Here is a 24938-nt window from a genome sequence, read left to right as displayed (position 1 = left end):
TTGCACACGCGGTGACTCAACAAATTGTTGTCGAAAAGCCTGGCTTGTGTGTTCGCCGGGCTTTTTTATGCCCGTTAAAAAATAAAAACGCCACTAGATGTGGCGTTTGGGTAGTTTCGACAACAATAAGAAATTGCTTTTAAAAGAAACCCAGTGGATTCTCACTGTAACTGACTAATAGGTTTTTAGTTTGTTGGTAATGATCAAGGGCAAGTTTATGTGTTTCGCGGCCTATGCCTGACTTTTTATAACCACCAAACGCAGCGTGTGCTGGGTACATGTGATAGCAGTTGGTCCAAACACGGCCCGCTTCAATCTTACGACCAAAGTGATAAGCACGGTTCATGTTTCGACTCCATACACCAGCACCTAAGCCAAACTCAGAACTATTAGCAAGGGCTAACGCTTCGTCTTCATCTTTAAAAGTCGACATTGAAATAACCGGGCCAAAAATCTCTTCTTGGAACACGCGCATGTCGTTAGTGCCTTTTAATAGCGTTGGTTGAATGTAGTAACCGCCATTAAACTCATCAGACAGTTGTTCGACTTCGCCGCCCGCGAGAACTTCGGCCCCTTCTTGTTTACCAATTTCGATGTAGCTTAGGATCTTATCAAACTGAGCTTGTGATGCTTGAGCACCCACCATGGCTTCGGTATCAAGTGGATTACCCCGTTTAATTTGTAGAGTTCGGGCAAGAACACGTTCAATAAATTGCTCGTAAATATCTTCTTGAATAAATAAACGCGATGGACACGTACACACTTCACCTTGGTTAAAGTACGCAAGTACAGCCCCTTCAATCGCTTTACTCAAAAACTCATCGTCTTTTTCCATGACATCGTTAAAGAAGATATTTGGTGATTTACCACCTAGCTCAACCGTCGAAGGAATAATATTATCAGCAGCGCATTTTAAGATATGTGAACCCACTGGTGTTGAGCCTGTAAAGGCAATCTTCGCAATTCGAGTACTGGTTGCCAGCGCTTCGCCTGCTTCTTTACCATAGCCGTTTACCACATTTAGAACACCTGCAGGTAATAAGTCACCAATCACTTCAAGCAGCACTAATATAGATGCAGGGGTTTGTTCAGCTGGTTTTAATACAATACAGTTACCGGCAGCAAGGGCTGGTGCAAGTTTCCACGCCGCCATTAACAATGGGAAGTTCCAAGGAATAATTTGCCCTACTACACCCAGTGGCTCATGAAAATGATAGGCAACCGTGGTTTCATCTATCTCACCGATTGAACCTTCTTGCGCGCGCACACAACCTGCGAAATAGCGAAAGTGATCAGCCGCGAGTGGCACGTCTGCCGCAAGTGTTTCACGAATTGCTTTACCGTTATCCCAGGTTTCGGCCACTGCCAGCATTTCTAGGTTTTGTTCAATACGATCGGCAATTTTTAATAAGATATTGCTACGCTCGGTGACCGACGTTGTTCCCCATGCCGCTTTTGCATCGTGGGCTTTATCAAGTGCCAGCTCGATATCTTCTTTTGATGAACGAGGTACTTTACAAAACACTTTACCGTTTACTGGGCTAATGTTTTCAAAGTATTCTCCTTTTACAGGGGTAACCCACTGGCCACCAATATAATTCTCATACTGCGCTTTAAAGTTAACTTTTGCACCTTCACTGCCTGGATTTGCATAAATCATAATGTGTTCTCTCTTCAAATTGTTGTGTTTTATTTAGCATTGACTAAATTATGCGGTAGGTTATTGTTTAATGAACCGCTAACAATTGAAGTTAGCTCAGTTACTGAAAACACACTTGATTCCTAGTCCAGACTTTTTGACTATTTGTCCAGAATTTAGGACGACAGCGAGGCAACAATGAACACATCAGTTAGTAGCAGAAGTTTAGATAAAAAACGACAACGTATTGATGTGCTTATTGAAAATAAAGTCAGTTTTGCGGGCGAACATGCCGAATTAAGTATTTACGACACCTATTTAGATGCCCAAAAAGTGGCGTTACATTCCACTGAATTATTATTTTGTGGCATGATCAGCGGTAAAAAAATCATGCATGTTGCCGACAGTGATTATCATGAAGAGTTTTTACCAAACCAATCATTTGTACTTGCCCCAGAGCAAGGGGTGCTAATAGACTTTCCCAATGCATCTCTCAATCAGCCAACAACCTGTTTAGCGATTGAAATCAGTACCGATAAAATAAGCCAAGTAGTTGATGCTCTTAATTTTAACCAGCAAATTACCCAGGATGACTTTTTTCAATATCAAACCAAGTTAGTGCACGCCCAGCATAACCCGCAAACTCAGCAACTGCTTGAGCGGATGATCACCCTATTTAGCGAAAATGAACAACACCGCGATTACTTAATTGATTTATCACTTAATGAACTCATAACCCGCCTGTTACAGCAGCAAAGCCGAGATTTAATGATTGCAAGTTGTAAGCAAGGCAAGCTCGCAACCCCGTTAAGTGATGTAATTAGTTATATAGAACAGCACCTTGCTGAGAATATTGATATTGATGTGTTATGTAAAATAGCCTGTATGAGCCGCAGTAAATTTTATCAGCAATTTAAACTAGCCTTTGGTGTTACGCCCGCTCTTTGGCAACAACAATTACGCTTACAAAAAGCGTATAAATTGCTCGAGAAAGGCGAGGCGATTAGCCAAGTTTGTTACCAATTAGGCTTTAATAACCCAAGCCATTTTAGCCGTGTATTTAAACAGGCCTTTGGCGCAACCCCAAAAAGTATCGCTAATCATTAAGTTCTGGATTGCGATGAGAATAAACGCGATAGGTTAAGGCGAGTAAAATACAAATGGCACTTGGTACATAAAGCGCCGCAAAGGTCATTTTTGCAAATAACCACGCCCCTGCTAAGCCACCAAATATAAAGCCAATAATGATTAGGCCGAACAGCTTAGCCTTACGTTTATCAAGCGCCTCGCCACGAAAAACCCGACCAAACATAATACCTAAATCAGTAAAAATACCCGTAACATGGGTAGTACGCACAATTGCACCACTGTAAGTTGTTGCCAAGGCGTTTTGTAACCCACATGCCGCAGAAGCTAAAAAATGTCCATAGCCCGAGCCATTAAATAATAACCAAAGTGCGCCCAGTAAAAGCCCTGCTTCGATCAGCAATGCCGTGTCGTAATGACGACCTAGTTTAAGTGCTGAACTATGCAGCAAGAACCCGGCAATACCAGACCCAACTAAAAATGACAGTAATACACCTAATAAATGTAAAGCATCAAGGCTATTGCCATGCATGAGATCTGCGCCAAGCAAGGTTGCGGTTCCCGATAAATGCGATACCGCTTGATGCTCAAAGCTAAGTAAACCAACTGCATTCACACACCCAGCCACCAGCGCCAAAATAAATGCACCAACCTCAACCCATTTTGGTAACTTAGAAATCACTCGCTACTCGCATTTTTCTCACCCTCGTACTCATTCTTTTATGGTACGCCTATTTTTATGACTAAAAACACTTTTTTTCGACTCTTTATATGGTAATTTACAATTAAGTAAATCGATTAAGAACCTACAATGACAAAGCCAAAAAGTTGGACGCTGAAAAGTATTGCCCAAGAGTTAGGTGTTTCAAATGCCACTGTATCAAATGCGTTTAACCGCCCTGATCAATTATCGAAAGCACGCCGCGAAGAGATTTTGGCTGCCTGTAAAAAGCTTGGCTATTTTGGCCCTAACAAGGCGGCACAATCATTGCGCCGAGGCACCTTTAATATTGTTGCGTTAGTATTACCAGACAGCGTTGAATATATGATATCTGACCCGGTTGCTAGCAGCTTTATGCGCGGTGTGTCAGCGGTGCTCGAAAAAAATGGTATTAACCTTTTATTATTTTCAGGCAACAGCGATAACCTAAATAGCGTTGTCGACTTTGTAGATGGTTTTATTTGCTACGGCCGCCCACGTAATAAGCAACTTGTTGAGCAATTAAAACAGGTTGCCAAACATGTGGTAACGGTTGATTTTAATATCGGTCGCGATGCCTCAGTAAACGTAAACAACCAACAAGCCAGCTTTGATATTGCAAAACACGCACTTCACAAAAATGATGATCGGGTTGCTATTTTAGGCCTGCGTTTACTCGATAACGACGTATTATGCCGAGTATACGAACATCATGAGTTTGAAGCAGGTCAGTCGATTGCTCATCAACGACTGCGCGGTTATCACCAAGCAATCAGCGATGCTGGCATCACCCTGGGTGATGATAGAACATGGAATATTCCAGAAAGCAGCGAGCGCTTTGCCAGCATTGCCGCCAAAGAAGCACTTAGCAGTACACCAAGGCCAAACGTATTGTTATGTATGAGTGATTTGATCGCCCTTGCCGCCATGCGCGAAGCATTAAAAATGGGCTTATCGGTTCCTGAAGATGTCAGAATTGTTGGCTTTGATGGCATCGATGAAGGCCAACGATTTGTGCCAAAACTCACCACTGTTCATCAAAATAGCGAAGAAAAAGGCCGTATTGCTGCGACCTTGTTTCTATCGAAAGAGCAGCAAACAGCCGAAATCGACTATCAACTGCAATTGGGTCAAAGTAGTTAAGCTAAAAAGTCAGCCAAATCAACAATACTTTGTTCGCCTTCACGGTGATCAACAATGATCACTTCACGGCTTAAAAAGTCAACTTTTAACTCGATTGAGCTGGTATCATCATGCCAGCTTAAACGACACACACTGCCTTCACCTTTAGCAATAAACTCACCGTTAAATGCTGGGTGCTCATTACGTAATTGAATTAGCTTGATCAAACCTTTCACCACAGGTTTAGCAAGCGCAGCATCAATGTCTTGCGCATTTAAATAAGGGCGATTGATATCACGACCTACATTGGTACGAGCCAGTAATTCCATATCGTTTTCACAAGCGAACAGGCCACCATAATAAACTTGTGGAATACCTGGCGCGAAGAACTGAATCGCACGCGCTAATAAGTAATCAAAGTCATCTGCACCCAAAGCATTGTAGTATGTACAGTTTACTTGATATAAATCGACATTACTTGCTGCTGCACCAGTTGCTAAGCGGCTTTGCCCTTCACTCTTTTCATGAATGGTTTCAACCAAGTTATCAATTTCTGCTGCGTTTAATAAGCCCGGTTTATCACCCATCGGGCCTGCGTCAATGATGCCAATGCCATCATGGGTATCGAGTACCGTTAAACAGTTTCGCGGCGAAATGGTTAGCCAATTCAGTAGAGCTTGCGCATCATTGCTAAACAAGCTGTGTAAAATAAGGGGTGGTAAAGCAAAGTCATAAACCATATTTACACGCTTTGCGACTTCAACCTGAGTCTGGAAATGGCTGTGGATCTCGGCAATGGTTTCCATACCCGCTTCATTTGCTTGCGCCGAAAGCTTATTTAAATACTCAAAGGTTTCATCCAACATAAAGCAGTTTGTGCCAGCTTCTTTAATCGCATAGCCTGCTGCATCTAAACGAATAATGTTGACATTATTATCAGCAAATTTGCCAAGCACCGTATTTAAATACTCGATACCCGCCGTTGATTTCACATTAATATCAATTTGGTTATCGGTAAATGTGGTCCAAAAATCATAGGTTTGGCCATCACCACACGCAATAGGTGTAAAACAACTACCTGGACGCGGACGATAAATCGCTTGTTGCTCAGCCTCAGACATGCCATTTGGGAATACATCGTCTTTAGTTAAAAATAAATCCCAAAATTCAGATTGCTTGCCTTTAGCGAGTACATCTTTAAATTGGAAAGACTGTGCAGAAACATGGTTAACAATTAAGTCAGCCATTAGATCATAGTTTGCACCAAGCACGTTAATATCGTCCCAGCTACCAAGGCGCGAGTCTACTTCACTATGATCAATAGGATCAAAGCCAGCATCACTGCCATCAATCGGATTATAAAATGGCAACAAATGTACACCTGCAAACACATTGTTAAGTGGGCCATTTAATAAATTACTTAATTCATCAATACCTTGACCAGTAATACGGTCTGCGTAGGTGATTAATTGCACTTTATTGTTGATCATAATTGTTAATACCAAGTTGAAACTTAATCGATTAAGATATATCTTTAACCACGACAGCAAATTATTCAAGCAGTTTTTATAGTTTTTATACACTAATATACATAGTAAAGGCGCAGACCTTTCGGTGGGGATACAACAATGAATAGAACACACGATCCTTTGCAAACCATTAGATGGCTGACATACATGATGTTTTTTATGTTTGCGATGACCTCTGATGCGGTTGGTATGATCATACCTGAGCTTATCGAAGAATTTAATTTAAGCATGACCCAAGCCAGTGCTTTCCATTATGCACCGATGGCACTTATTGCTTTTAGTGGCCTGTTTTTAGGCTTTTTGGCCGACAGCTTTGGCCGCAAACAAACCATCATGCTAGGACTCGGCATCTTCACCATTTGTTGTTTTCTATTTGCTGTTAGCAGTAGTTTTAGCGTATTTGTAGTGCTGCTTAGCTGTATTGGTCTTGCTATTGGCCTATTTAAAACCGGTGCTTTGGCACTGTTAGGTGATATTTCTACAAACAATTTAGAGCACACAAAAACCATGAATTTGGTCGAAGGTTTCTTTGGTGTTGGCGCCATTGTAGGCCCTGCCCTTGTCAGCTTTTTAATCACCCAACAGGTTAGCTGGACCTACCTTTATGTTATCGCTGGGGTTTTATGTTTGATTTTAACCATAATTGCTTGGCGTGCAGATTACCCTAAACCTAAAAAGCTAGAAGAACACGCAAAACCGGCCTCTCTTGCAACCACCATGAGCATGATGAAAAACCCTTATGCACTGGGCTTTTCATTAGCAATTGCCCTTTATGTTGCAACCGAAGTAGCAATATACGTTTGGATGCCTACTCTACTTGGCGATTACGACGGCCCGTGGCAATTACTGGCAACCTATGCACTGACCTTATTTTTCATTTTACGCGCTGCGGGGCGTTTCTTAGCGGTGTGGCTATTAAATCACTTAAGCTGGCAAGCGGCGATGCTGTATTTAAGCTTAGGAATTGCACTGTGTTATTTAGGCTTAATCTTCGGTGGTGTTGATTGGGCGGTATTCTTACTCCCTTTATCTGGGCTATTCATGTCGATGATCTACCCAACTTTAAACTCAAAAGGTATTTCTTGCTTTGCGGTGCAACAGCACGGTGCTGTTGCTGGGGTTATTTTGTTTTTTACTGCCCTCTCTGCTGCAGCAGGCCCATTATTAATGGGTGTGATCAGTGACTACTTTGGCCACATTCGTTACGGCTTTTATCTCGCAACAGGCTTCGCATGTTTACTGTTTTTAGCCATGCTATATAACTACTTACGTAACCCTGCTGAGCAAGCGTTAGCGCAGCACAGTGCATTAAGCCACTAAATAAAAATCGTTAAAAATCAATCATCGAACATAAATCGTGCAAGTTTTTCACTAAAAAGACTTGCACTGTGTAAAATTATTGTTATCTTTACTTAATCGATTAAGATAACAATTTAGACAACAAACCATCTGGGATTGAGACGAGGCACATTATGACAACACACAAACATGCCCTTTATACATTAAGCGCGCTTGCATTAGCAGTAAGCCAAAACTTACACGCCGAAGAGCAAGCACAACCTGAGGCTAAAAAAAGCGGTCTTGAAACTATCGTTGTAACCGGTGTACCACGCCGTACAACCATCATGGCATCAAGCTCATCGGTTAGCAGTGTTACATTAGCTGAAATTGAAGTATCAACACCACGCTCTACTGCAGAAGCCTTCAGAACAATTCCGGGTGTACGTTCAGAATCGACGGGCGGTGAAGGTAACGCAAATATCGCGGTACGTGGTTTACCGGTTGCATCGGGCGGTGCTAAATTCTTGCAACTACAAGAAGATGGCTTACCTGTTATGCAGTTTGGCGATATTGCCTTTGGTAACGCAGACATTTTCATGCGTTTAGATTCAACAGTACAAAGTGTTGAATCAATCCGTGGTGGCTCAGCATCAACAGCAGCAAGTGATGCCCCAGGTGGTATCATCAACTTTATTTCAAAAACAGGTGAGAACGAATCAGGCAGTGTATCAACCACTGTTGGCCTTGATTATGACTCTATTCGTACGGACTTTGAGTATGGTACTTACCTAAACGACAGTGTGCGCTATCACATTGGTGGCTTTGTTCGCCAAGGCGAAGGCCCGCGTGAAACTGGTTATACATCTAATAAAGGTGGCCAAATTAAGGCAAACCTAACGAAAGAATTTGATGCCGGTTATGTACGTGTGTACTTTAAACACCTCGATGATAAAAGCGTAGGTTACCTACCTATGCCTATGTACTCAGATGGCGATTCAATCCCAGGTTTCGATGCGCAATCAGATACGCCGCATTCTGCTCTTTTCACACAAACGCTGCGTTTAAATGGTGATAACCAAATCAGCACGGGCGATATGACCGACGGTATGAACCCAGTTGTTACCTCAGTAGGTTTTGAAGCAGCATTTGATTTAGAAAACGACTGGCGCATCGAAAACCGCTTTAGAACGTCATCAGTAAGCGGTAACTTTATTTCTCTTATTCCAGCTGAAGTTGCAAGTGCAAGCTCTATTGCTTCTAGTATTGCTGGTGATGGTGCATCGCTTGTTTATGCAAATGGTGGTTCAGCAGGCGAAGCCTATGGCGATGACGATTTAGCAATGCGTATTCACACATTCGATGTAACGCTAAACGACATGGGCTCAATTGTTAATGATCTTAAGTTAACTAAGTCGTTCTCTGATGACACCAGTGTTACGTTTGGTTACTTTGCATCAAGCCAATCGATTGATATGTCGTGGCTTTGGAACTCATATGTTATGGAGCTAAAAGGCGACAACGCGGCATTACTTGACGTTTACGCTGCAAATGGCGACAGCTACTCAGATAATGGCTTGTACGCTTATGGTACACCTTACTGGGGTAACTGCTGTCAACGTAACTACGACACAGAATACGAAACACGCGCACCTTACATTAACTTAGCCACTAAGTTTGGCGATTTAAGCATTGATGCAAGTGCTCGCTATGATTCAGGTGAAGCACGCGGTAACTACGCAGGTGCCGTAACATCAACAATTGATATGAATGGCGACGGTACCATCTCAATTCCTGAGCAAAGTGTTGCTGGTATTGATAATGCAAATCCTAGCATTGTTAACTACGACTGGCACTACAGCTCATACTCAATTGGTGCGAACTACCAAATTGATCCAAGCTTTGCGACTTTTGCCCGTTTAAGTAAAGGCGGCCGCGCAAATGCAGACCGCTTATTATTTGGTAAAGTAGAAGCAGATGGTTCGGTTGCCGAAGCCGATGTAATTGATGAAGTAAATCAATACGAAATCGGTGTGAAAAAACGTTTTGATTCGCTATCAGTATTTGCAACTGCATTCTACGCAGAAACAGAAGAGCAAAACTTCGAAGCAACATCACAAAAGTTCTTTGACCGCGAGTACGAAGCAAAAGGTATTGAGGTTGAATCAACCTACTACGTAGGTGATTGGGATTTCCGTGGTAACTTTACTTGGACAGACGCAGAAATTGCTAAAGATGCGTTATCGCCAGAGTTAGTCGGTAATACACCACGTCGTCAAGCTGACCTTATTTACTCTCTAATGGCAACTTACAACTTTGATAAAGGTGCTGCTGGTCTAAGCTTTATTGGTACAACAGATGCTTACGCACAAGACAGTAACGACCTTGAATTCGATGGCTACACGCAAGTGAATGGCTTTGTAAGTTACAATCTATCTGAAAACTTAAGTCTATCACTTAACGTGAATAACCTGTTCGACACCGTAGGTATCACAGAAGCAGAAGAAGGCTCAGTACCAGATAACGACATTATTCGTGCCCGTACTATCAACGGCCGTACCACGTCGCTTACTTTAAAATACTCTTTCTATTAATTACTCTCCTCCCTCGTTTTAGCCCAGTGTTTACTGGGCTTTTTGCGTTTATGTGTTCTTACCAACAGTAACAAAAGGGTGCTGTATTTGACTAGGTTGCTGCTCATTTCGTTTTACATAACTAAATAGTATTAAGCACCCAAGGGCCAAACTTGCTGCTAGCATTGAGCCAAGTGTTGCAAACCTAAAACTATAAAACTGTGCAACAACCCCAGTTGCCCCTGCCCCGCACATAACACCCAGTTTAATGGCGTTCGTGTAAAACGCTGAGGTAAACCCTATTCGTTCGGGGAGCTGATCTTGTAATACGGTTAAGCCAATGCCCGCAAAAATACCGTAAAACAGCCCATTCAATACTTGCAACGCGATCAAATGCCATACTTGAGTGGCAAAAAACACTCCTAAATAAAATACAATGGCACAACAAAATGCCACCGCAAGCATCGCGACTTTACTGTATTTTTTAGCAAGCTTTGCCCCATACAGCATGATAGGAATTTCTAACAGCGCCACTACACCCATAAACAGCCCAGGCGTATGTTCAGCGAATCCTAGTTCAGTAATGCTATAAAGCGGCAGTGCCGATGAATACATAATATTGCCCGTTGAACCAAGCATAATAGCTAAGCCCAACAGCCAAAATGATAAACTCGCTGCCGCTGCTGGCTCTCTGCCGTTTTGTGATTTCTTAGCGCTGTAGTCAGGAATAAACTTAAATGCAAAAATAAGAGCAACCAAGGCACACAACGCAGCAAAGTAAAACGAGCGGCTAAACTCGCCTCCAGCGGCTAACAAATAACCAAGTGGCGGACCGCCCACCCACGCAAAGGAAATAGCAGCACGTAAACGGGAATTAAAACTGGTGATGTCGATGTTCTGTTGACGCCCAGCCCATTGTCTTGCCACGGTCATCATTTGCGGAATTGCCGCATTACCCATTGCAAGAAACAACACACCTGCGAGCAAGACTTGCCAAAATGCAGTAGCATTCGCAAAGGCCACTAACGCACACACCATACCCGATACAGCCACCATAAATAACTTTCGCGCACTGGTGCCTTTATCAGCCATGCTACCTAGCCACTGACTGATAACTAACCCCATAATGGTGACCGCCACCACATAAACACCTAAGTACATAGGGGGTGCTCGCAACCCTTCTACAATAAATAAGCTCATCAATGGGTTAACGAATGCCCCCATTAACCCGGTTAGCATACTTAGAAGAATAAAAATTACACCATGCTGTTTCAGCAATGCTTTCACTCACAACCCCACATCAATACGACAAGTCAACATTTAAAGGGCGCATATTATACATTGTTGTAGTAGAAAACTCATTTTGTAATACAAATAAAAAAGCCCAGCGGGGAAACTGGGCTTTGTCGTGTGGAACAATGTTAGTCGAAGGACACTGTTACTGGGTTAGAACAAGTCGTTTCAGTTACACAGACTTGATACTCATAGCTTGGCAACTCAGCCTTACGCTGTACATCGCGGTAGAACCCACGATCAGCGACTGTTTCAAGTAGTTCACCGTTACGATAAATGCTTACTTGATCGGCCACTGTTTGCCAACCTAAATCAACACGCATCGTACCTAATCGTGTTTTACTTGCACGTTTAACAGATAGCTCAATTTCGACATCAGATACCACAACCGTTTGTGTAAACGTATCTGTTTGACCTTCGCTATCGGTCGCAGTTAGCGTTACTTCATAGCTACCCGCTTGTGCGTAACTATGCATAGGGTCAGCATCTGTTGAAGAAGCACCGTCACCAAAGTCCCACGCCCAAGCAACAATATCATCGTTACTATCAGTGCTGGTGTTAGTGAAAGTGACATTTAAGCCTGATGTTTCAAATGCAAAGCCAGCTTGTGGTGGCTGCGGGCTTACTTCACCAATAGCGCTAAACGTCAGTGACCAGCTGTTTAAAGTACCCGTATCAGCTGACAGTACGTCTTTCACATTAAGTACCCAATCACCTGTCGCAACTTCACCATTAAAGTTTGCTAGCGAATAGCTTTGTACTAGGTCGTCGGCACCACCACCTGATTGGCTGTGTAGTGTAGCTGTTGTACCTTGCGGAGAGGTTAAGGTAACAACTAAATCACCAATATAAGTATGAGAAATGTCGATACTTGCATCCGTTGAGAAAACCGTCAGTTCATCTGCAACTGTAATGATTGAATCAACACCCGTGTCATTGTTATCTGGAATAGACGCAGGTGTTTCATTTGAGTAAGTAAAGTCATTTAAGCCAACAGGGTTAACAAACAATGACGCACTGCTTTGTTTAGCTAGCTCGCCCGATGTTGCATCAACAACAAAACTATAGCTACCCCACGCTGTTGCCTCTTCTGTTGGTACAGTTAAAGTAACTACATCACCCGGTACCGCCTCAGTTTGCGATAGCGTTGCGCCCGCTAAGTCAGCTTGAAGTGCTAGGCTAACAACACCTTCCCACTGGGCGATTGAGCCAATTTCAAAGGTATAAGTTGCCGTTTCACCAGCAGTAATCTGCTGTGAACTTGGCGAAACCGAGATTTTGAAGCTTGGAGTCGGATCAGCTTGTTCTAGTGCCTGATTCACATTTAAACGATTGCCAGACACTGTTTTACCTTGTAGTGCTTCATTCTGGTCACCGCTATTCATTAGCAACTCTTTGAGTTCAAGCGCTGTTAAATCAGGATTAATCGATAGCACTAATGCTGCGGCACCCGCAACATGTGGTGTTGCCATTGAAGTACCCGAATAACTAGCATAACCATTGCCCGGTACCGTTGATAAAATAGCACTACCCGGTGCACCTAAATCAACACTGGTTAAACCCCATTGTGAAAAGCTAGACATGTTATCTCTGCTATCAGTGCTGGCAACAGATAATACGCTGTCGTGCTCGTAGTTTGACGGATAGTGAGGGTTTTGGTCATTATCAACCGCATCGTTACCCGCAGCAGCAACGAATAAGATATCAGCTTGTTCACTCGCTGTGATAGCATCCGCTAGAGCTTGGCTAAAGCCACCACCGCCCCAACTGTTATTTAGAACACGTAAATTTACGCCTTGATTCTTAAGATCAACCATGTAATCGATACATTTAATAGCGTCAGAAGTGGAACCGGTACCATCTGCACTTAAAAATTTACAACCTACAATCGATACTTCGTGGTTAACACCTACAATACCCGTGCTGTTATTACCTGACGCGCCAATTGTACCCGATACGTGAGTACCATGGCCTTGGTCATCCATTGGATCACCAGAGTCAGTGATAGCATTAATACCGTGAACGTCATCAACATAACCATTACCGTCGTTATCGATGCCATCTCCTGGAATTTCGCCTGGGTTGATCCATGCATTATCAGCTAAGTCTTCATGGCTGTAATCAACACCCGTGTCAATCACACCAACAACAACATCGCGACTACCTGTTGAGATAGACCATGCTTCAAGCGCATCGATGTCAGCATCATCTACACCACCTGTCTGACCTTCATTGTGTAACCCCCACAATGATGAAAAATCTGGATCATTAGGCGCACTTGCAATTGAGACTCGATAATCTGGTTCTACATATTCTATGGCGGCATGAGTTTGTAGACGCTTGATAGCTTCTTTTGTACTCATTCCTGCAATTTTAAACTTAGCTAAACGGCCAGATAAAATCGCTGAGTAATTATCATCAACACCATCTTTATTCATATCGCTGATTGTGGCTCTGACTAAGCTACGAGCATGAGCACGCATTGCTGCAGAAGTGCCCTTTTTATACATAACGAGTACAGAATCTTCACTTGCACCGACGAGAGTTGTTTTTGCTGGTGTGCTGATTTGCGCAGCACCTATACAAGGTAATAAGGCGAGGCTTAATACAGATAATTTAGTTTTCATATTTACTATCCATAATTAGTAATACTGACCGAATCAACATGATTCGACCACCAAAGCTCATTACTTCTGAAAATGATTATCACGCGGCATACCCCATAAATGGCGAATTGCAGATAACAGGCAAGGAAAAAAATTAAACAGGCAGCAAATCCATGCTTTTTTACCAATTTAGATTCTAAATCCAGATAAAAATCAGCCTTTTTCGTGACAAATGGAGCGTCAATTACCCGAGGTTATTTATCAAACTTTTTTACTGCTTTGTAATAATTCCTCATATCAAAACCTGATTAGATAATTATAAGATTATGAAAATAAAGAATTAATTAAAACCACAAAAACTGCTGATTTTATATTATTCCATATCTGTCTAAAGTGATTTTCTGTTAATTGCTTTATCTTTTCAGTGCATTTAACAATTTTGCTTCATTCACTTCTGATTGTTAGCGAACACTTGAATATCACGCAATTTAATCCGGCAAGGCATGCCGGTACATGGCCCTAAAAGCAAAAATAATATTTTAGGGCTTTGATTAATAATAATTTAAAGGAAATAATCATGAAGTTAAGAAAGTCTCTTCTTACCTGTGCAATCACCTTTGCACTCGGTTCAAGCTTTGCTGCTAACGCAAATACTGATGACAAAGCGCAGTCTAGCTCTGAGCTTGCTACTCAGGTAACAACTTTAGGTGTTAGCAACTCAATTATTCTAGATCAAGTATCTGTAACAGGTGTGGGTAATGAAGCAGTTATTACCCAGCAAGGCACTGGACAACGTGCAGAAACCGTCAGTATTGGTGACGGCAATATGGTTCAAGTTAACCAAGCACAAACATCTAACTTATCACTTATTTATAATACAGGTGATTTCAATGATGTTGCTCATACTCAGAATGGCACAATGAATGGCGCACTGTCTGAAACAGTAGGTAACGACAACGCTATTCGTGTTGAACAACAAGGTGCTGGCTTCTTTGGTATTAATAATGAAGCTATTAACACAGTTACAGGTGATGAAAATACAATTACTGTAACCCAAGGTGATGGGGGCCACTGGTTCTACAACTTCGATTTAGAAGGTAATAGCAACACAGTAAGCTCTGAGCAAGTTGGTTTATTAAATGAAGCTACATTTAATACTGTCATTGGTGATGACAACACGATTGAAGTAGCTCAAGAAGGCTTATTCAACGCCTTTACGTCAGATGAAATTGTCGGTAATGGCAACGACATTACAATTGACCAGACCGGTGCGTTTAACAGTGCAACATTAACTTCTGTTCGTGGTGATTACAACGAAGTTGAACTTGAGCAAGATGGCGACTCAAACACTGCGTTAATTGCTGAAGTTACAGGTAATGATAACGAAGTTAAATCAGACCAAGAAGGCAACAGCAATAGCTTTGAATCAGCGGTATTAATTGGTGACGGCAATACGTTACTTGTTAATCAAAAGCAAGATGGGAATACTGCTGGCTTAGATGCAATTGGCAATGATAACGAGCTAACGGCATTCCAAAATGGTAACGGCAATGATGTATACCTTGGTGCAATTGGCAATGATAATGAATTTGTTGCAAACCAAATTGGTGATGCAAACAGTGCACATATTGCTAACTTCAATGGCAACGATAATAACGTTGATATTGCACAAGCAGGTGATGAAAACACGGTACTGGTTCAGTCTTCTTATCCAGATACATCGCTATCTTCAAATGATAATGATATTGCGATTAACCAAGAAGGTAATCTAAATGAAGCCGCACTAACGTTTGCAAGTGTGCTTGATAGCAACAATAACCAGGTTGCTTTCACACAAGTTGGTGAACTGAATGCGATTGACCTTATCATGGAAGGAAGTAGCAATTCAGTTGATATTAGCCAAACTGGTTCTGAAAACTTTGTTGCAGGCATTGGTGAAGGCGCATTCTTGTTAGGTGGTGAAGGTAATTCACTGGTCGTTGTCCAAGAAGGTAATGCTAACCTTGTAGAAGGCTCAATGATTGGCTCTAACAGCACGGTCGTTATCACTCAGCTAGGTGATGGCAATATCGCGACTGTAACCCAAGAATAATCATATTTAGGGGGAGCCTTGCTCCCTCATTTCGCTATGAAATTAAATAACTTTCTCCGCATATGTTGTATCTTGCTTGCAGCTCATAGTGCTGCTAGTTATGGCGAAGATCTCGAAATTGATGGTTTAGTACTCGATAGAAGCATTAGCCGATTTGGCCATCAATTTTATTTTGAGTTTGCCAATCTTTGGCGTGACTTACCTTCAACAGCTGGCTTTAATATCGAAATAAAAGAAACGGTATTACCTCGAGCGGGTACTCGCCTTGTTTTAAGAATGAACAACCAAATTGTGTACGTTACCTACCTAGGGCGTCGTTTAGAGCCATTAGATGAGCGTGTTAAACAAGCCATGTATAGCGTAATGGATGCAATGGCGCGTAACAAAATGCAGCAATCATCACCTGATATGGCAAAAAATGGATGGTAAAATGAAATACTTAACAACACTAATAATAATACTCTGCCCCCTCTACAGTTGGTCAACTGAACTCGTTTATACCCCTATAAATCCAAGTTTTGGTGGCAGTCCACTCAATGGCAGCATGTTGCTTAATAAAGCGCAATCCCAGAATAAACATAAAGCGCCAACAATCGAACAAACTTATGGTGAAAAATTTCAAGACTCATTAGAGCGTACCTATTTAAATCGCATGGTTCGTGAGATCACCGATATGGCGTTTGGTGATGAAATCGACGACAGTATTTTTAACGGTGACTCTATCTTCATGACAGGTGATTATGAAATTCAGATCATTACCAGTACTAGCGATTCTATTACTGTAAGAATAACAAATACTTCTGATGGAACAATTACAGTTATTGAAGTACCGAGGTTTGGATAATGAGAAGTTTAATCTTAACCACACTAATCGTAATTTTGTCGGGTTGTTCATCAATGGGCAATTTAATTCCACCGACAAAGCAACTCGCAAGTACACTAGAGCCAACAGAAACCTTTAAGGCATTGCAAGCACTTCCACAACCAGTGGGCAGCATTCCTGTTTCTGTGTATTCATTTCGCGACCAAACTGGGCAATACAAACCTCAAGCTAATGTCAGTTCGTTTTCTACCGCAGTGACCCAAGGCGCAAACTCTATTTTAGTGCAAGCATTACATGAATCAGATTGGTTTATTCCGGTAGAACGTGAAGGTCTACAAAATATTTTGACTGAGCGTAAAATTATTCGTGCCGCGCAAGCCGAAAACGACAAACTGCCTGAACTGCCACCGCTTACGACTGCAAAAATAATCTTAGAAGGCGGTATCATCAGCTACGATACTAATATTAAAACGGGCGGTATTGGGATGGAATACTTCGGGATTGGCGCATCAGAGTTATACCGTGAGGATGCAATCTCAATTTATTTACGCGCTGTCGATGTTCGCACAGGCCAAGTTTTGATATCCGTTGCGACAAGCAAAAAAGTGCTCAGTCAAGAAATGCGCGCAGGGTTCTTTCGCTATGTCAGTTACAAGCGTTTAGCTGAAGCAGAAGCCGGTTTTACCGACAACGAGCCTATGAGCATCTGCGTAACTCAAGCAATAGAAAAAGCATTAAGTGATCTTGTACTAAAAGGTATTAACAAAGGTATTTGGGCTGCAAAAGCGGTCTAATTGAATTGTGGCGCTGAACATCACAGCGTCACACACTTAAAATGAACTGCCGACTTTCGTCACCAAGAACTACTACTAACCATGCTAGAGCTAAGCACTGGGTAAAATCACTCTCCTTTAAACGCAATACTTACACCTTTGGATTATAATCACTGTGTATTTTGTAAAGACAAACTCACTGCCATGTAGCTTTGTGCCCAGTTAGCTAGTTCTACGCGATTACGTGATGATGTTTTCTTAAATGCGCTGTAAAGATGGGTTTTAACCGTATGATCGCTGATGTTTAAACGCTCTGCGATATCTCGATTACTCGCGCCTTGTGCAAGTAGATGAATCACTGATTTCTCGCGTTTAGTTAGTAAGCTGAGATCAATATCGTTATTTACCGAATCATTACTGGCACTAAATTGACTACGAGACATAGCATAAAGCATGTGATTAAAGGTTGTAGAAATACTTTTACGACTAAAAAATAACTCACCATTGATCACTCTCACAAGCCCTGAAAAAATATCTTCAGGTGATTGCTCGGCAAAAAACACGCCTTTAATGCCATTTAAAAGTAGGTTCTTTTCACAGATGGCGTCAGCATCTGCATTAAAAATAACCACTGAGTTTTGCTTAGCAAGTTGTACTAATTCTGCTGGTAATAGGTCTTTCCAATCGGTGTTAGTGCTATCTATCAGATAAAGATCAAATTCGTCGCGCATCGCATCTTGGGGTAAGCTTGTATCTACTTTGACGCGGACAAAGAATGCATCAAGCATCTTAATTAAATATTGATAGCTTTGACTACGGTTTTGCAGTTTTGGTTGTGCTTTTAGAAAAACAGAAGTTGGTTGAATCATCTCATTTCTTCCTTGAAACATTTTATTCACAATACCCAATTTGGATACATGATTCAACCATTTATAATCCTTTATTTTAGTAATTTACAACATCACCAATCCATTTGGATGGCCAGACGCGCGAGTTAACAAACTGTAAATAAACATACTCACATCTCCCCTTTTACAGTGAGTCATTGAGTAGTTTATAAAAACGTGATGTTACGCCGTTCGTCCAACCAAACCCTTGTTGTACTGTGTATTCACCGCCACCAGCACGACTTACCAATTCACATACATTGTATTTTTCAAGAAGACACTTATCCTCAGCAAAACGCATTTCGATCATACTCAACCAATTTTTCATGACAGCTTCGGCTTCGCTGATAAAGCCATAGTCAAGCAAACCCTTAACAGCAAACCATTGCAGAGGTGCCCAGCCATTAGGGCTATCCCACTGCTGAGGAGTATTAGATAATGTTGTAACTAACCCTCCAGGTTTTAAAAAGTCACTCATTAGTTTCGTTTTTACTTGCTGAGCTTGCTGCTCAGATGCAGCACCGACAAATAAAGGTACAGCCATTGCCATTGAATCAATGGGACTTTGCTTATTTAAACGAATATTAAAGTCTCTATAAACGCCTTTATCATTGTCCCAACAATATTGATTAATTGCTTCTAGTCTAAATAATGCCAATTCAGCAATTGCTCGACTTTTATGCTCTTTGTTAATTAAGCTGTAAAACCTTTCTAAGGTCTTTTCGAGGTTATAAACTAAACAATTTAAATCAATGGGTACTATATTTGTTGTTTCAATACTCTTCAAATCACTTGGCTCACTGAGCCAGCGACTGCTGAAATCCCACCCTGATTCACAGGCAGCACGAATATTTTGAAAGTAACTCAACTGCTGATCAGCTGAAAGATTTTGCGCATCATGCAAATCTTCTTTCAACGACTCTGGTCGTGGCGAGCGGGCGCTATCCCAATATCGATTTAAAATAGCCCCATCAGACATTTTAACGACACGCTTAGTAGCTTGTTTATCGTCAACTAACTCTTCACACCCTTTCATCCAAAACTGATATTCAGCTTCTAATGCCGCTATCGCATTTTCTAGCCAAGAAAAGTCTTTGCGTTGCTCATATTTAGCCTCCCATAATAGCGTAACCATCAAAGCTAAAACGGGCGGCTGAGACCGAGAGCTGTAATAAACTCTATTTCCATTTGGAATGCAGCCATTGCGTTTTTGCAAGTCAATAAAATTATTAACCATGGCTTCAATGGTTGCCAGGTCGCCTATGTCCTCAAGGCCTAATGCTGTAAAGTAACTATCCCAGTAGTAAATTTCTTGAAAACGTCCACCAGGAACAATGTAGTCAAACTGTAGAGGCATCAAAGAGCTTGATAAATCACTATCGGCACTGCGATGCAGGTGCGGCCATAGATCGAGTATATACTGGTTTACCGATGTCGTATTGAGTTTCGCCATTGGTATAGCTTGGTTGGCGAATGAAAAGTGCGACATAACAAACTCACGAAGCTTTTCACCTTGCAGAGGACCTACTAATTGGTATAACTCACTCGCACTCTGCCAAGATAAATTGGGGACTGCATCTGCAAATGTTTTAGAATCAGCAAAAATTTCTGCCATTTGCACATCTTTAAATAGCTGGCTATTAACAAAGTTCATAATCATTCCTTAATTGCCTGACGTGTCAGACCATTTTCTAAAACAAGCGTCGCTTTTTTAAACGCCGAAACACTTACTAACAACAGGACTATTGGCAGCAAAGTTAAATAAAAGGCGTGCTGGCCACTAAACTTATCGAACACAAAGCCCGTAATTATTGAACCCGTGGTGCCCCCTAAAGCCGAGAAAACAACGATTAAGCCAGTCATCGCAGCATGTTTATGCTTTTCTAAAGAACTCAGCATGACTGAGTTGAGTAAAGGGTAAATAGGTGCCATAAAAAAACCGACTAGAGGCAACATATATGCCGCAAAAGGCACATCAAAAATATTTTTTACTTGGCTGCCATTAACATCATGAGTAAGAGGTAAAACAAGTAAAATCAACAGCCCCATTGTAATCAGGCAAGTCAATAACATCTTGAACCAACTAATAAACCTAAGTACTTGCCCAGCAACCAAACGGCCAAGCGCTAACGCTGCAGCAAATAAACTAGCGAGCTGAATACTGACATCAACGGGGAGTTTTAAAACTTGATTGTTAAAGGTAGGCAGCCAGGTACCCACTCCTTGTTCAATTAAAACGTATAAAAAAGCACTAACTACAAAAATAAGCACTAAGGGTTGGTAAGTTAATTTCAGCATATCTAAGAAAGCGTCTACTTGTGACTGTTTCTGGTTATGTAACTCAGGAGATTTAATTGGCGCTGTTAAAACAGTAAAGGTAGTCACTAAGACGATCGCTGCTAGCATGTAATATACATTCAACCATTCGTTACTTTGGGGGTTATTAGCATCGATGAATAATGCAAAGATCCAGTAACCCGATAACACCCCAAGCATAAACACTCCTTCAATAGTGTTTAGCAAAGACGAATGTTTGTTCGCGTTATCAGAAAGTTGACCAATAATTGAGTAAACAGAGATTTTCACTACAGCGAAGCTACAACCAATTGCAGCAAATAATGCTTTTAGCACCCAAAATTCAGCAATGCTTGGCACCAATAAACAAAGAGCCGACACTAACAATAATGCACAGAGCATCGCGATTTTGTAGCCTATTCTTGGAATGAATGAAGCGACTAAAAAAGACATAATGGCAATGCTCAAATCCTTAAATCCCTCTAAAACAGAGGCATCCGTCTTGCTAACATCCAGGCTATTAATTGCTTGTAAAATAACAGTGCCTACACTATTGAGCATAATTGCAAATACAAAATAGCTGCTTGCTAACGCTATGGTAATTCTTAATGAAGCCATTTAACTATACCGAAAGTAATTTTTACTCAGTCTAGTTGAGTGGAATTTCTTTTGCAAACGTTTGCAATAACAAAATACACAATTTATTCACAAAAAACCGAGCTCTATTTGCTAGATTGTCGATTTATCATTTCAATTTCAACAACTTGGGAGTTAACTTTTTGGCCTGCGAGTTGTGCAAGTAGTTTTTCAACCAAAATAATAGAGGCGCGCTGGGTATTTTGCTTAATAGTTGAAAGTGATGGATGACTAATATCAGCCATAGAAATGTCATCAAATCCGATAAGACCAACATCATTTGGTATACTGATGTAGCGTTCTTTAAGGGCCTTCATAGCGCCAAGAGCGACCATATCACTACATGCCATAATCCCATCGAAACAAAGCCCCTTATCTACCAGTAACTGATTTATACCCTGATAGGCAGCTTTACTCGTGATATCGATAGACAGTACATTTGGTGTGGCTTTTGCCTTTGAAACTGCATCTAAGTAGCCTCTGTAGCGTTCACCAATTTCTGCGTGAGCAGGATCGCCCAAAAACAACACATTTTTTGCACCGTGCTCAAGTAAGCGTTCAGTGGCTAAACGACCTCCCAAGTAATTATCACTACCAACTATAGGGTAATTACTCTCTGTTTTTGGATCTCCCCAAACAACCAATGGAACACCCGCATTTGCAGCTGCCTCAATATTCGCCTGGCTTTTACCTTGTCCGACAACAATCAAACCATCAGCCCGACGGCTGTTGATGAAATAATTGACCCAATCATCACTTGCCATAAATGAGTTAGAAAGTAACAGTTCGAGGCCATGCTTATTCAGTGCAAGGTTAATTTCGCCAACAAGTTTCAGTAAAAAAGGGTCATTAATTGATTGTTCTGTGTCACCATCAAGATTGATCATCACAGCAATCACATTGGTTTTTTGCGTTCGAAGACGGCTTGCAGCAGTATTCAGACTAAAGTTGTGTTTCTTCGCTAAACGCTGAAGCTTCTGCCTAGTTTCTAGTTTAATCAAAGGGTTATCATTAAGTGCTCTTGACACTGTCGAGGTAGATACACCTGCTAATTTAGCAAGATCAACTAATTTTAATTTTTTATCGTTCATGGCAGTAACACAGTAATCCTTAAACTGGGATAACAATATAGCATTTTTTTAAACAAACAACTGCTTAAAATTTTTTATTAAAAATCAATAACAAAACCAAGTTAACTGGAAGAAACCAAGAAAATTGTGAAAAACAGTTACAAAATTGTTTGCAAACGTTTGCATAAACTTCTATGGTTTAAATAGGCAAAGCATTAACAATTTTTTAAAATCTTGTTATGCAGTGTACTTAACAACAGATTAGTGGGAAAAAACTATGGCAACAAAACACACACGAACTGCAATTGCATCCGCAATTCTTTTAGCAATGTCAGGCCAAACTGCTTTTGCTGAAGAGCAGACACAACAGGCAGCAGAAGAAAAAGTAGAACGCATTATTGTATCTGGTACACCAGGTGGTGTAGGTGTTCGCAAAATTGACGCCGGTTATGCCGTGACGAATATTGATGCTGACCAAATTGTTAAACTTTCACCTAAAAGCACCGCGGACTTGTTTAAAGCTGTACCTGGTGTTTGGGTAGAAAGCTCTGGTGGTGAATCAGGCGCGAACGTATTTGTACGTGGCTTTCCGGGTGGTGGTGATGCACCATTTTTAACAATTAGCATTGATGGCTCTCCTATCTACCCTGCTCCGACGCTCTCATTTTTAGAAAACTCTTCTATTTTCCGTCTTGATGAAACAATTGAGACAATGGAAGCACTTCGCGGTGGCCCTAACCCAGTTGTTTCAAACGGTCAGCCCGGTTTAACAACAAACTTCCGCTTAAAGCGCGGTAGCGAAGATACCGAAGCTATTTTTAAGTACACAACATCTGATTATGACCTACAACGTATTGATGCGATGGTAAGTGGTGAAATTTCTGAAGATTTTTACTACATGGTAGGTGGTTACGTTAAGAGTTCACCTGGTATTCGTGACGCAGGTTTTACCTCAGAAAAAGGCAATCAATTTACGATTAACCTTACAAAGGTGCTAGACAATGGCACCATCAACTTATACAGCCGTCATACCGATGATCACGGTGCGTGGTACTTACCTACGCCTTTAAATGTTGAAGGTATTGATGCTGGCTACACACAACTTGGCACTCTAAATCGTCAAGCAACTATATATACTGGCCCTAACAATGATGAACATCAAATTGACTTAGGTGAAGGGCGCGGTTGGAAAGGTCATGTGTCTGGCGGTAGCATCAAGCTTGAATTTGATAATGGCTGGCAGTTTGTAGATCGCTTTAACTTTACTAAAGGTGATGCAAATACCTACGGCCTTGTTCCAGCAGGCTCTGCAACAACATTGGGTGAAGTAGCAACTAATGGTGAAACCGCAGCAGGTGCAGCAACAGGCACTGTTTATGATGCAGATACACCAGTACAACAACTTGGCCGTTGGGTTGTATTAAAAGAAATTAGTTCATTCACTAATGATCTTGCCTTTTCTAAAGACTTTGGTGACCTGTCTGCCGCATTCGGTTATTACACAGCAAGCACATCTGCAAACGACTGGTGGAGCTTAGGAAACGCTGCTTATCATGTACTTGAAGCAGGCGGTGAGATGTTAAATGACATTGAGTGTAATGCAAGTACTGAAGGTTGTGCATGGAACTACGATATTAACTCGACAGGTGATGCACGCACCAATGCGTTTTACTCAACAGCTCAGTATAAAATCAATGATGCATTCACACTTGATGCAGGTATTCGTTTTGAAAATCACGAAGTAGAATACACTGTAGATGAAGGCCTAGATGGTGTTATTACTAAATCTATCCAGTACGATGAAAGCAAAACATCATGGACAACAGGTATTAACTACTCAATTAATGATGATATGGGTGTATTTGCACGTGTTAACCGTGGTTATAAAATGCCTTATTTCGATGATTTTCGTGATAACTACGGCGCTTACCAAGGCGGCGAAAAGTTAATCAAAGAAGTGACACAGGCTGAATTCGGTTACAAGCTTTTGACCGATAGTACTGATTTTTATGCCACTTTATTCACGAATGAAGTAAAAGGTGACACTTTTGTTCGTCGTCCAGGCGCCCCTGCTGAAATTTTAACAAATGAAGCATACGGTATTGAGCTTGATTATAACTATAACCACGAATCTGGTTTCTCAGTTAACTTAAACTCAACACTGCAAGAAACTGAGATCACAGAAAGCCCGACCAACGAAGGCAACGAAAGCCAACGTCAGCCAAAATGGCAAGTACGTGTTACACCGAGCTATGACTTTGAAGTCAGCGGCATGTATGCAACTCTATACGGCACAATTTCAGCAGTTGATGATCGTTGGGGCGACAACGAAAATACTGTTACATTAGAAGGCTATGAAAAAGTTGACCTAGGTTTAATTGTTGAGCCTATGGAAGGTATTAAAATACAGTTAGCTATTGATAACTTAACTGATGAACAAGGCATTACCGAAGGTGATCCTCGTAATGCTGATGCACCAAATGGCCGTTATATTATGCCTCGCACCACGCGTTTAAGCGTAAGTTATGAGTTTTAA

Annotated in this window: 18 protein-coding genes; 9 read left to right on the top strand and 9 right to left on the bottom strand. The window is 41.4% G+C overall.

What is annotated here, in order from left to right:
- Window positions 1-139: 139 nt before the first annotated feature.
- On the bottom strand, window positions 140-1660 hold the full coding sequence (gene exaC, locus CWB80_RS16525; RefSeq protein WP_138599249.1) for an acetaldehyde dehydrogenase ExaC: 1521 nt from the start codon (window positions 1658-1660) through the stop codon (window positions 140-142).
- A 177-nt stretch (window positions 1661-1837) separates the two neighbouring features.
- Between exaC and CWB80_RS16520 the strand changes: the two genes are divergently transcribed.
- Window positions 1838-2746 carry an AraC family transcriptional regulator gene (locus CWB80_RS16520; protein WP_138599248.1) on the top strand — a complete coding sequence of 303 codons (909 nt, stop codon included), beginning with the start codon at window positions 1838-1840 and terminating at the stop codon, window positions 2744-2746.
- On the opposite strand, the gene CWB80_RS16515 is transcribed toward CWB80_RS16520, so the two are convergent.
- Complete coding sequence (locus tag CWB80_RS16515; protein ID WP_138599247.1) at window positions 2736-3407, bottom strand: YoaK family protein; 672 nt, start codon at window positions 3405-3407, stop codon at window positions 2736-2738. The genes CWB80_RS16520 and CWB80_RS16515 overlap by 11 nt on opposite strands.
- A gap of 129 nt (window positions 3408-3536) precedes the next feature.
- Between CWB80_RS16515 and CWB80_RS16510 the strand changes: the two genes are divergently transcribed.
- Window positions 3537-4568, top strand: coding sequence for a LacI family DNA-binding transcriptional regulator (locus CWB80_RS16510; protein ID WP_138599246.1), 1032 nt, complete (start codon window positions 3537-3539; stop codon window positions 4566-4568).
- Here CWB80_RS16510 and gtfA read toward each other — a convergent pair.
- Entirely contained in the window at window positions 4565-6037 is a 1473-nt protein-coding gene (gene gtfA / locus CWB80_RS16505) for a sucrose phosphorylase (protein ID WP_138599245.1), read from the bottom strand. The genes CWB80_RS16510 and gtfA overlap by 4 nt on opposite strands.
- Before the next feature lie 138 nt (window positions 6038-6175).
- On the opposite strand from gtfA, the gene CWB80_RS16500 reads away from it, so the two are divergent.
- On the top strand, window positions 6176-7396 hold the full coding sequence (locus CWB80_RS16500) for an MFS transporter (RefSeq protein ID WP_054554008.1): 1221 nt from the start codon (window positions 6176-6178) through the stop codon (window positions 7394-7396).
- Window positions 7397-7548: 152 nt separating this feature from the next.
- Entirely contained in the window at window positions 7549-9948 is a 2400-nt protein-coding gene (locus tag CWB80_RS16495) for a TonB-dependent siderophore receptor (RefSeq protein WP_138599244.1), read from the top strand.
- Window positions 9949-9996: 48 nt separating this feature from the next.
- Here CWB80_RS16495 and CWB80_RS16490 read toward each other — a convergent pair whose 3' ends face one another.
- Window positions 9997-11214, bottom strand: coding sequence for a sugar efflux transporter (locus CWB80_RS16490; RefSeq protein ID WP_249362618.1), 1218 nt, complete (start codon window positions 11212-11214; stop codon window positions 9997-9999).
- Between the two features lie 134 nt (window positions 11215-11348).
- Complete coding sequence (locus CWB80_RS16485; protein WP_138599243.1) at window positions 11349-13847, bottom strand: S8 family serine peptidase; 2499 nt, start codon at window positions 13845-13847, stop codon at window positions 11349-11351.
- Window positions 13848-14403: 556 nt separating this feature from the next.
- On the opposite strand from CWB80_RS16485, the gene CWB80_RS16480 reads away from it, so the two are divergent.
- From CWB80_RS16480 to CWB80_RS16465, 4 genes are read left to right on the top strand one after another with little or no spacing between them, the layout of a single operon-like run.
- A complete protein-coding gene (locus tag CWB80_RS16480) occupies window positions 14404-15918 on the top strand; it encodes an autotransporter outer membrane beta-barrel domain-containing protein (protein WP_138599242.1) in 1515 nt (504 codons plus the stop codon).
- A 36-nt stretch (window positions 15919-15954) separates the two neighbouring features.
- On the top strand, window positions 15955-16347 hold the full coding sequence (locus tag CWB80_RS16475) for a curli production assembly/transport protein CsgE (RefSeq protein ID WP_138599254.1): 393 nt from the start codon (window positions 15955-15957) through the stop codon (window positions 16345-16347).
- A gap of 1 nt (window position 16348) precedes the next feature.
- On the top strand, window positions 16349-16762 hold the full coding sequence (locus tag CWB80_RS16470) for a curli assembly protein CsgF (protein WP_249362616.1): 414 nt from the start codon (window positions 16349-16351) through the stop codon (window positions 16760-16762).
- Window positions 16762-17535: a CsgG/HfaB family protein gene (locus tag CWB80_RS16465; RefSeq protein WP_138599240.1), complete on the top strand. Its 774-nt coding sequence runs from the start codon at window positions 16762-16764 to the stop codon at window positions 17533-17535. The genes CWB80_RS16470 and CWB80_RS16465 overlap by 1 nt, the downstream gene beginning before the upstream one ends.
- Window positions 17536-17684: 149 nt before the next feature.
- Here the strand turns inward: CWB80_RS16465 and CWB80_RS16460 are convergent, their stop codons facing one another.
- The 4 genes from CWB80_RS16460 to CWB80_RS16445 all read right to left on the bottom strand — a co-directional run bounded on the left by CWB80_RS16460 (window position 17685) and on the right by CWB80_RS16445 (window position 22423).
- On the bottom strand, window positions 17685-18383 hold the full coding sequence (locus CWB80_RS16460; protein WP_054554015.1) for a helix-turn-helix transcriptional regulator: 699 nt from the start codon (window positions 18381-18383) through the stop codon (window positions 17685-17687).
- A 163-nt stretch (window positions 18384-18546) separates the two neighbouring features.
- Complete coding sequence (locus CWB80_RS16455; RefSeq protein ID WP_138599239.1) at window positions 18547-20055, bottom strand: trehalase family glycosidase; 1509 nt, start codon at window positions 20053-20055, stop codon at window positions 18547-18549.
- Window positions 20056-20057: 2 nt separating this feature from the next.
- Window positions 20058-21314, bottom strand: coding sequence for an MFS transporter (locus CWB80_RS16450; protein ID WP_138599238.1), 1257 nt, complete (start codon window positions 21312-21314; stop codon window positions 20058-20060).
- Between the two features lie 104 nt (window positions 21315-21418).
- Entirely contained in the window at window positions 21419-22423 is a 1005-nt protein-coding gene (locus CWB80_RS16445) for a LacI family DNA-binding transcriptional regulator (protein ID WP_054554018.1), read from the bottom strand.
- 256 nt (window positions 22424-22679) lie between these two features.
- On the opposite strand from CWB80_RS16445, the gene CWB80_RS16440 reads away from it, so the two are divergent.
- Window positions 22680-24938, top strand: a complete 2259-nt coding sequence (locus CWB80_RS16440) for a TonB-dependent receptor (RefSeq protein ID WP_138599237.1) — start codon at window positions 22680-22682, stop codon at window positions 24936-24938.

The sequence above is a fragment of the Pseudoalteromonas sp. S1650 genome, assembly GCF_005887195.1.
Lineage (GTDB): Bacteria > Pseudomonadota > Gammaproteobacteria > Enterobacterales > Alteromonadaceae > Pseudoalteromonas > Pseudoalteromonas simplex.
This window is presented reverse-complemented; position numbering and strand designations above follow the sequence as displayed.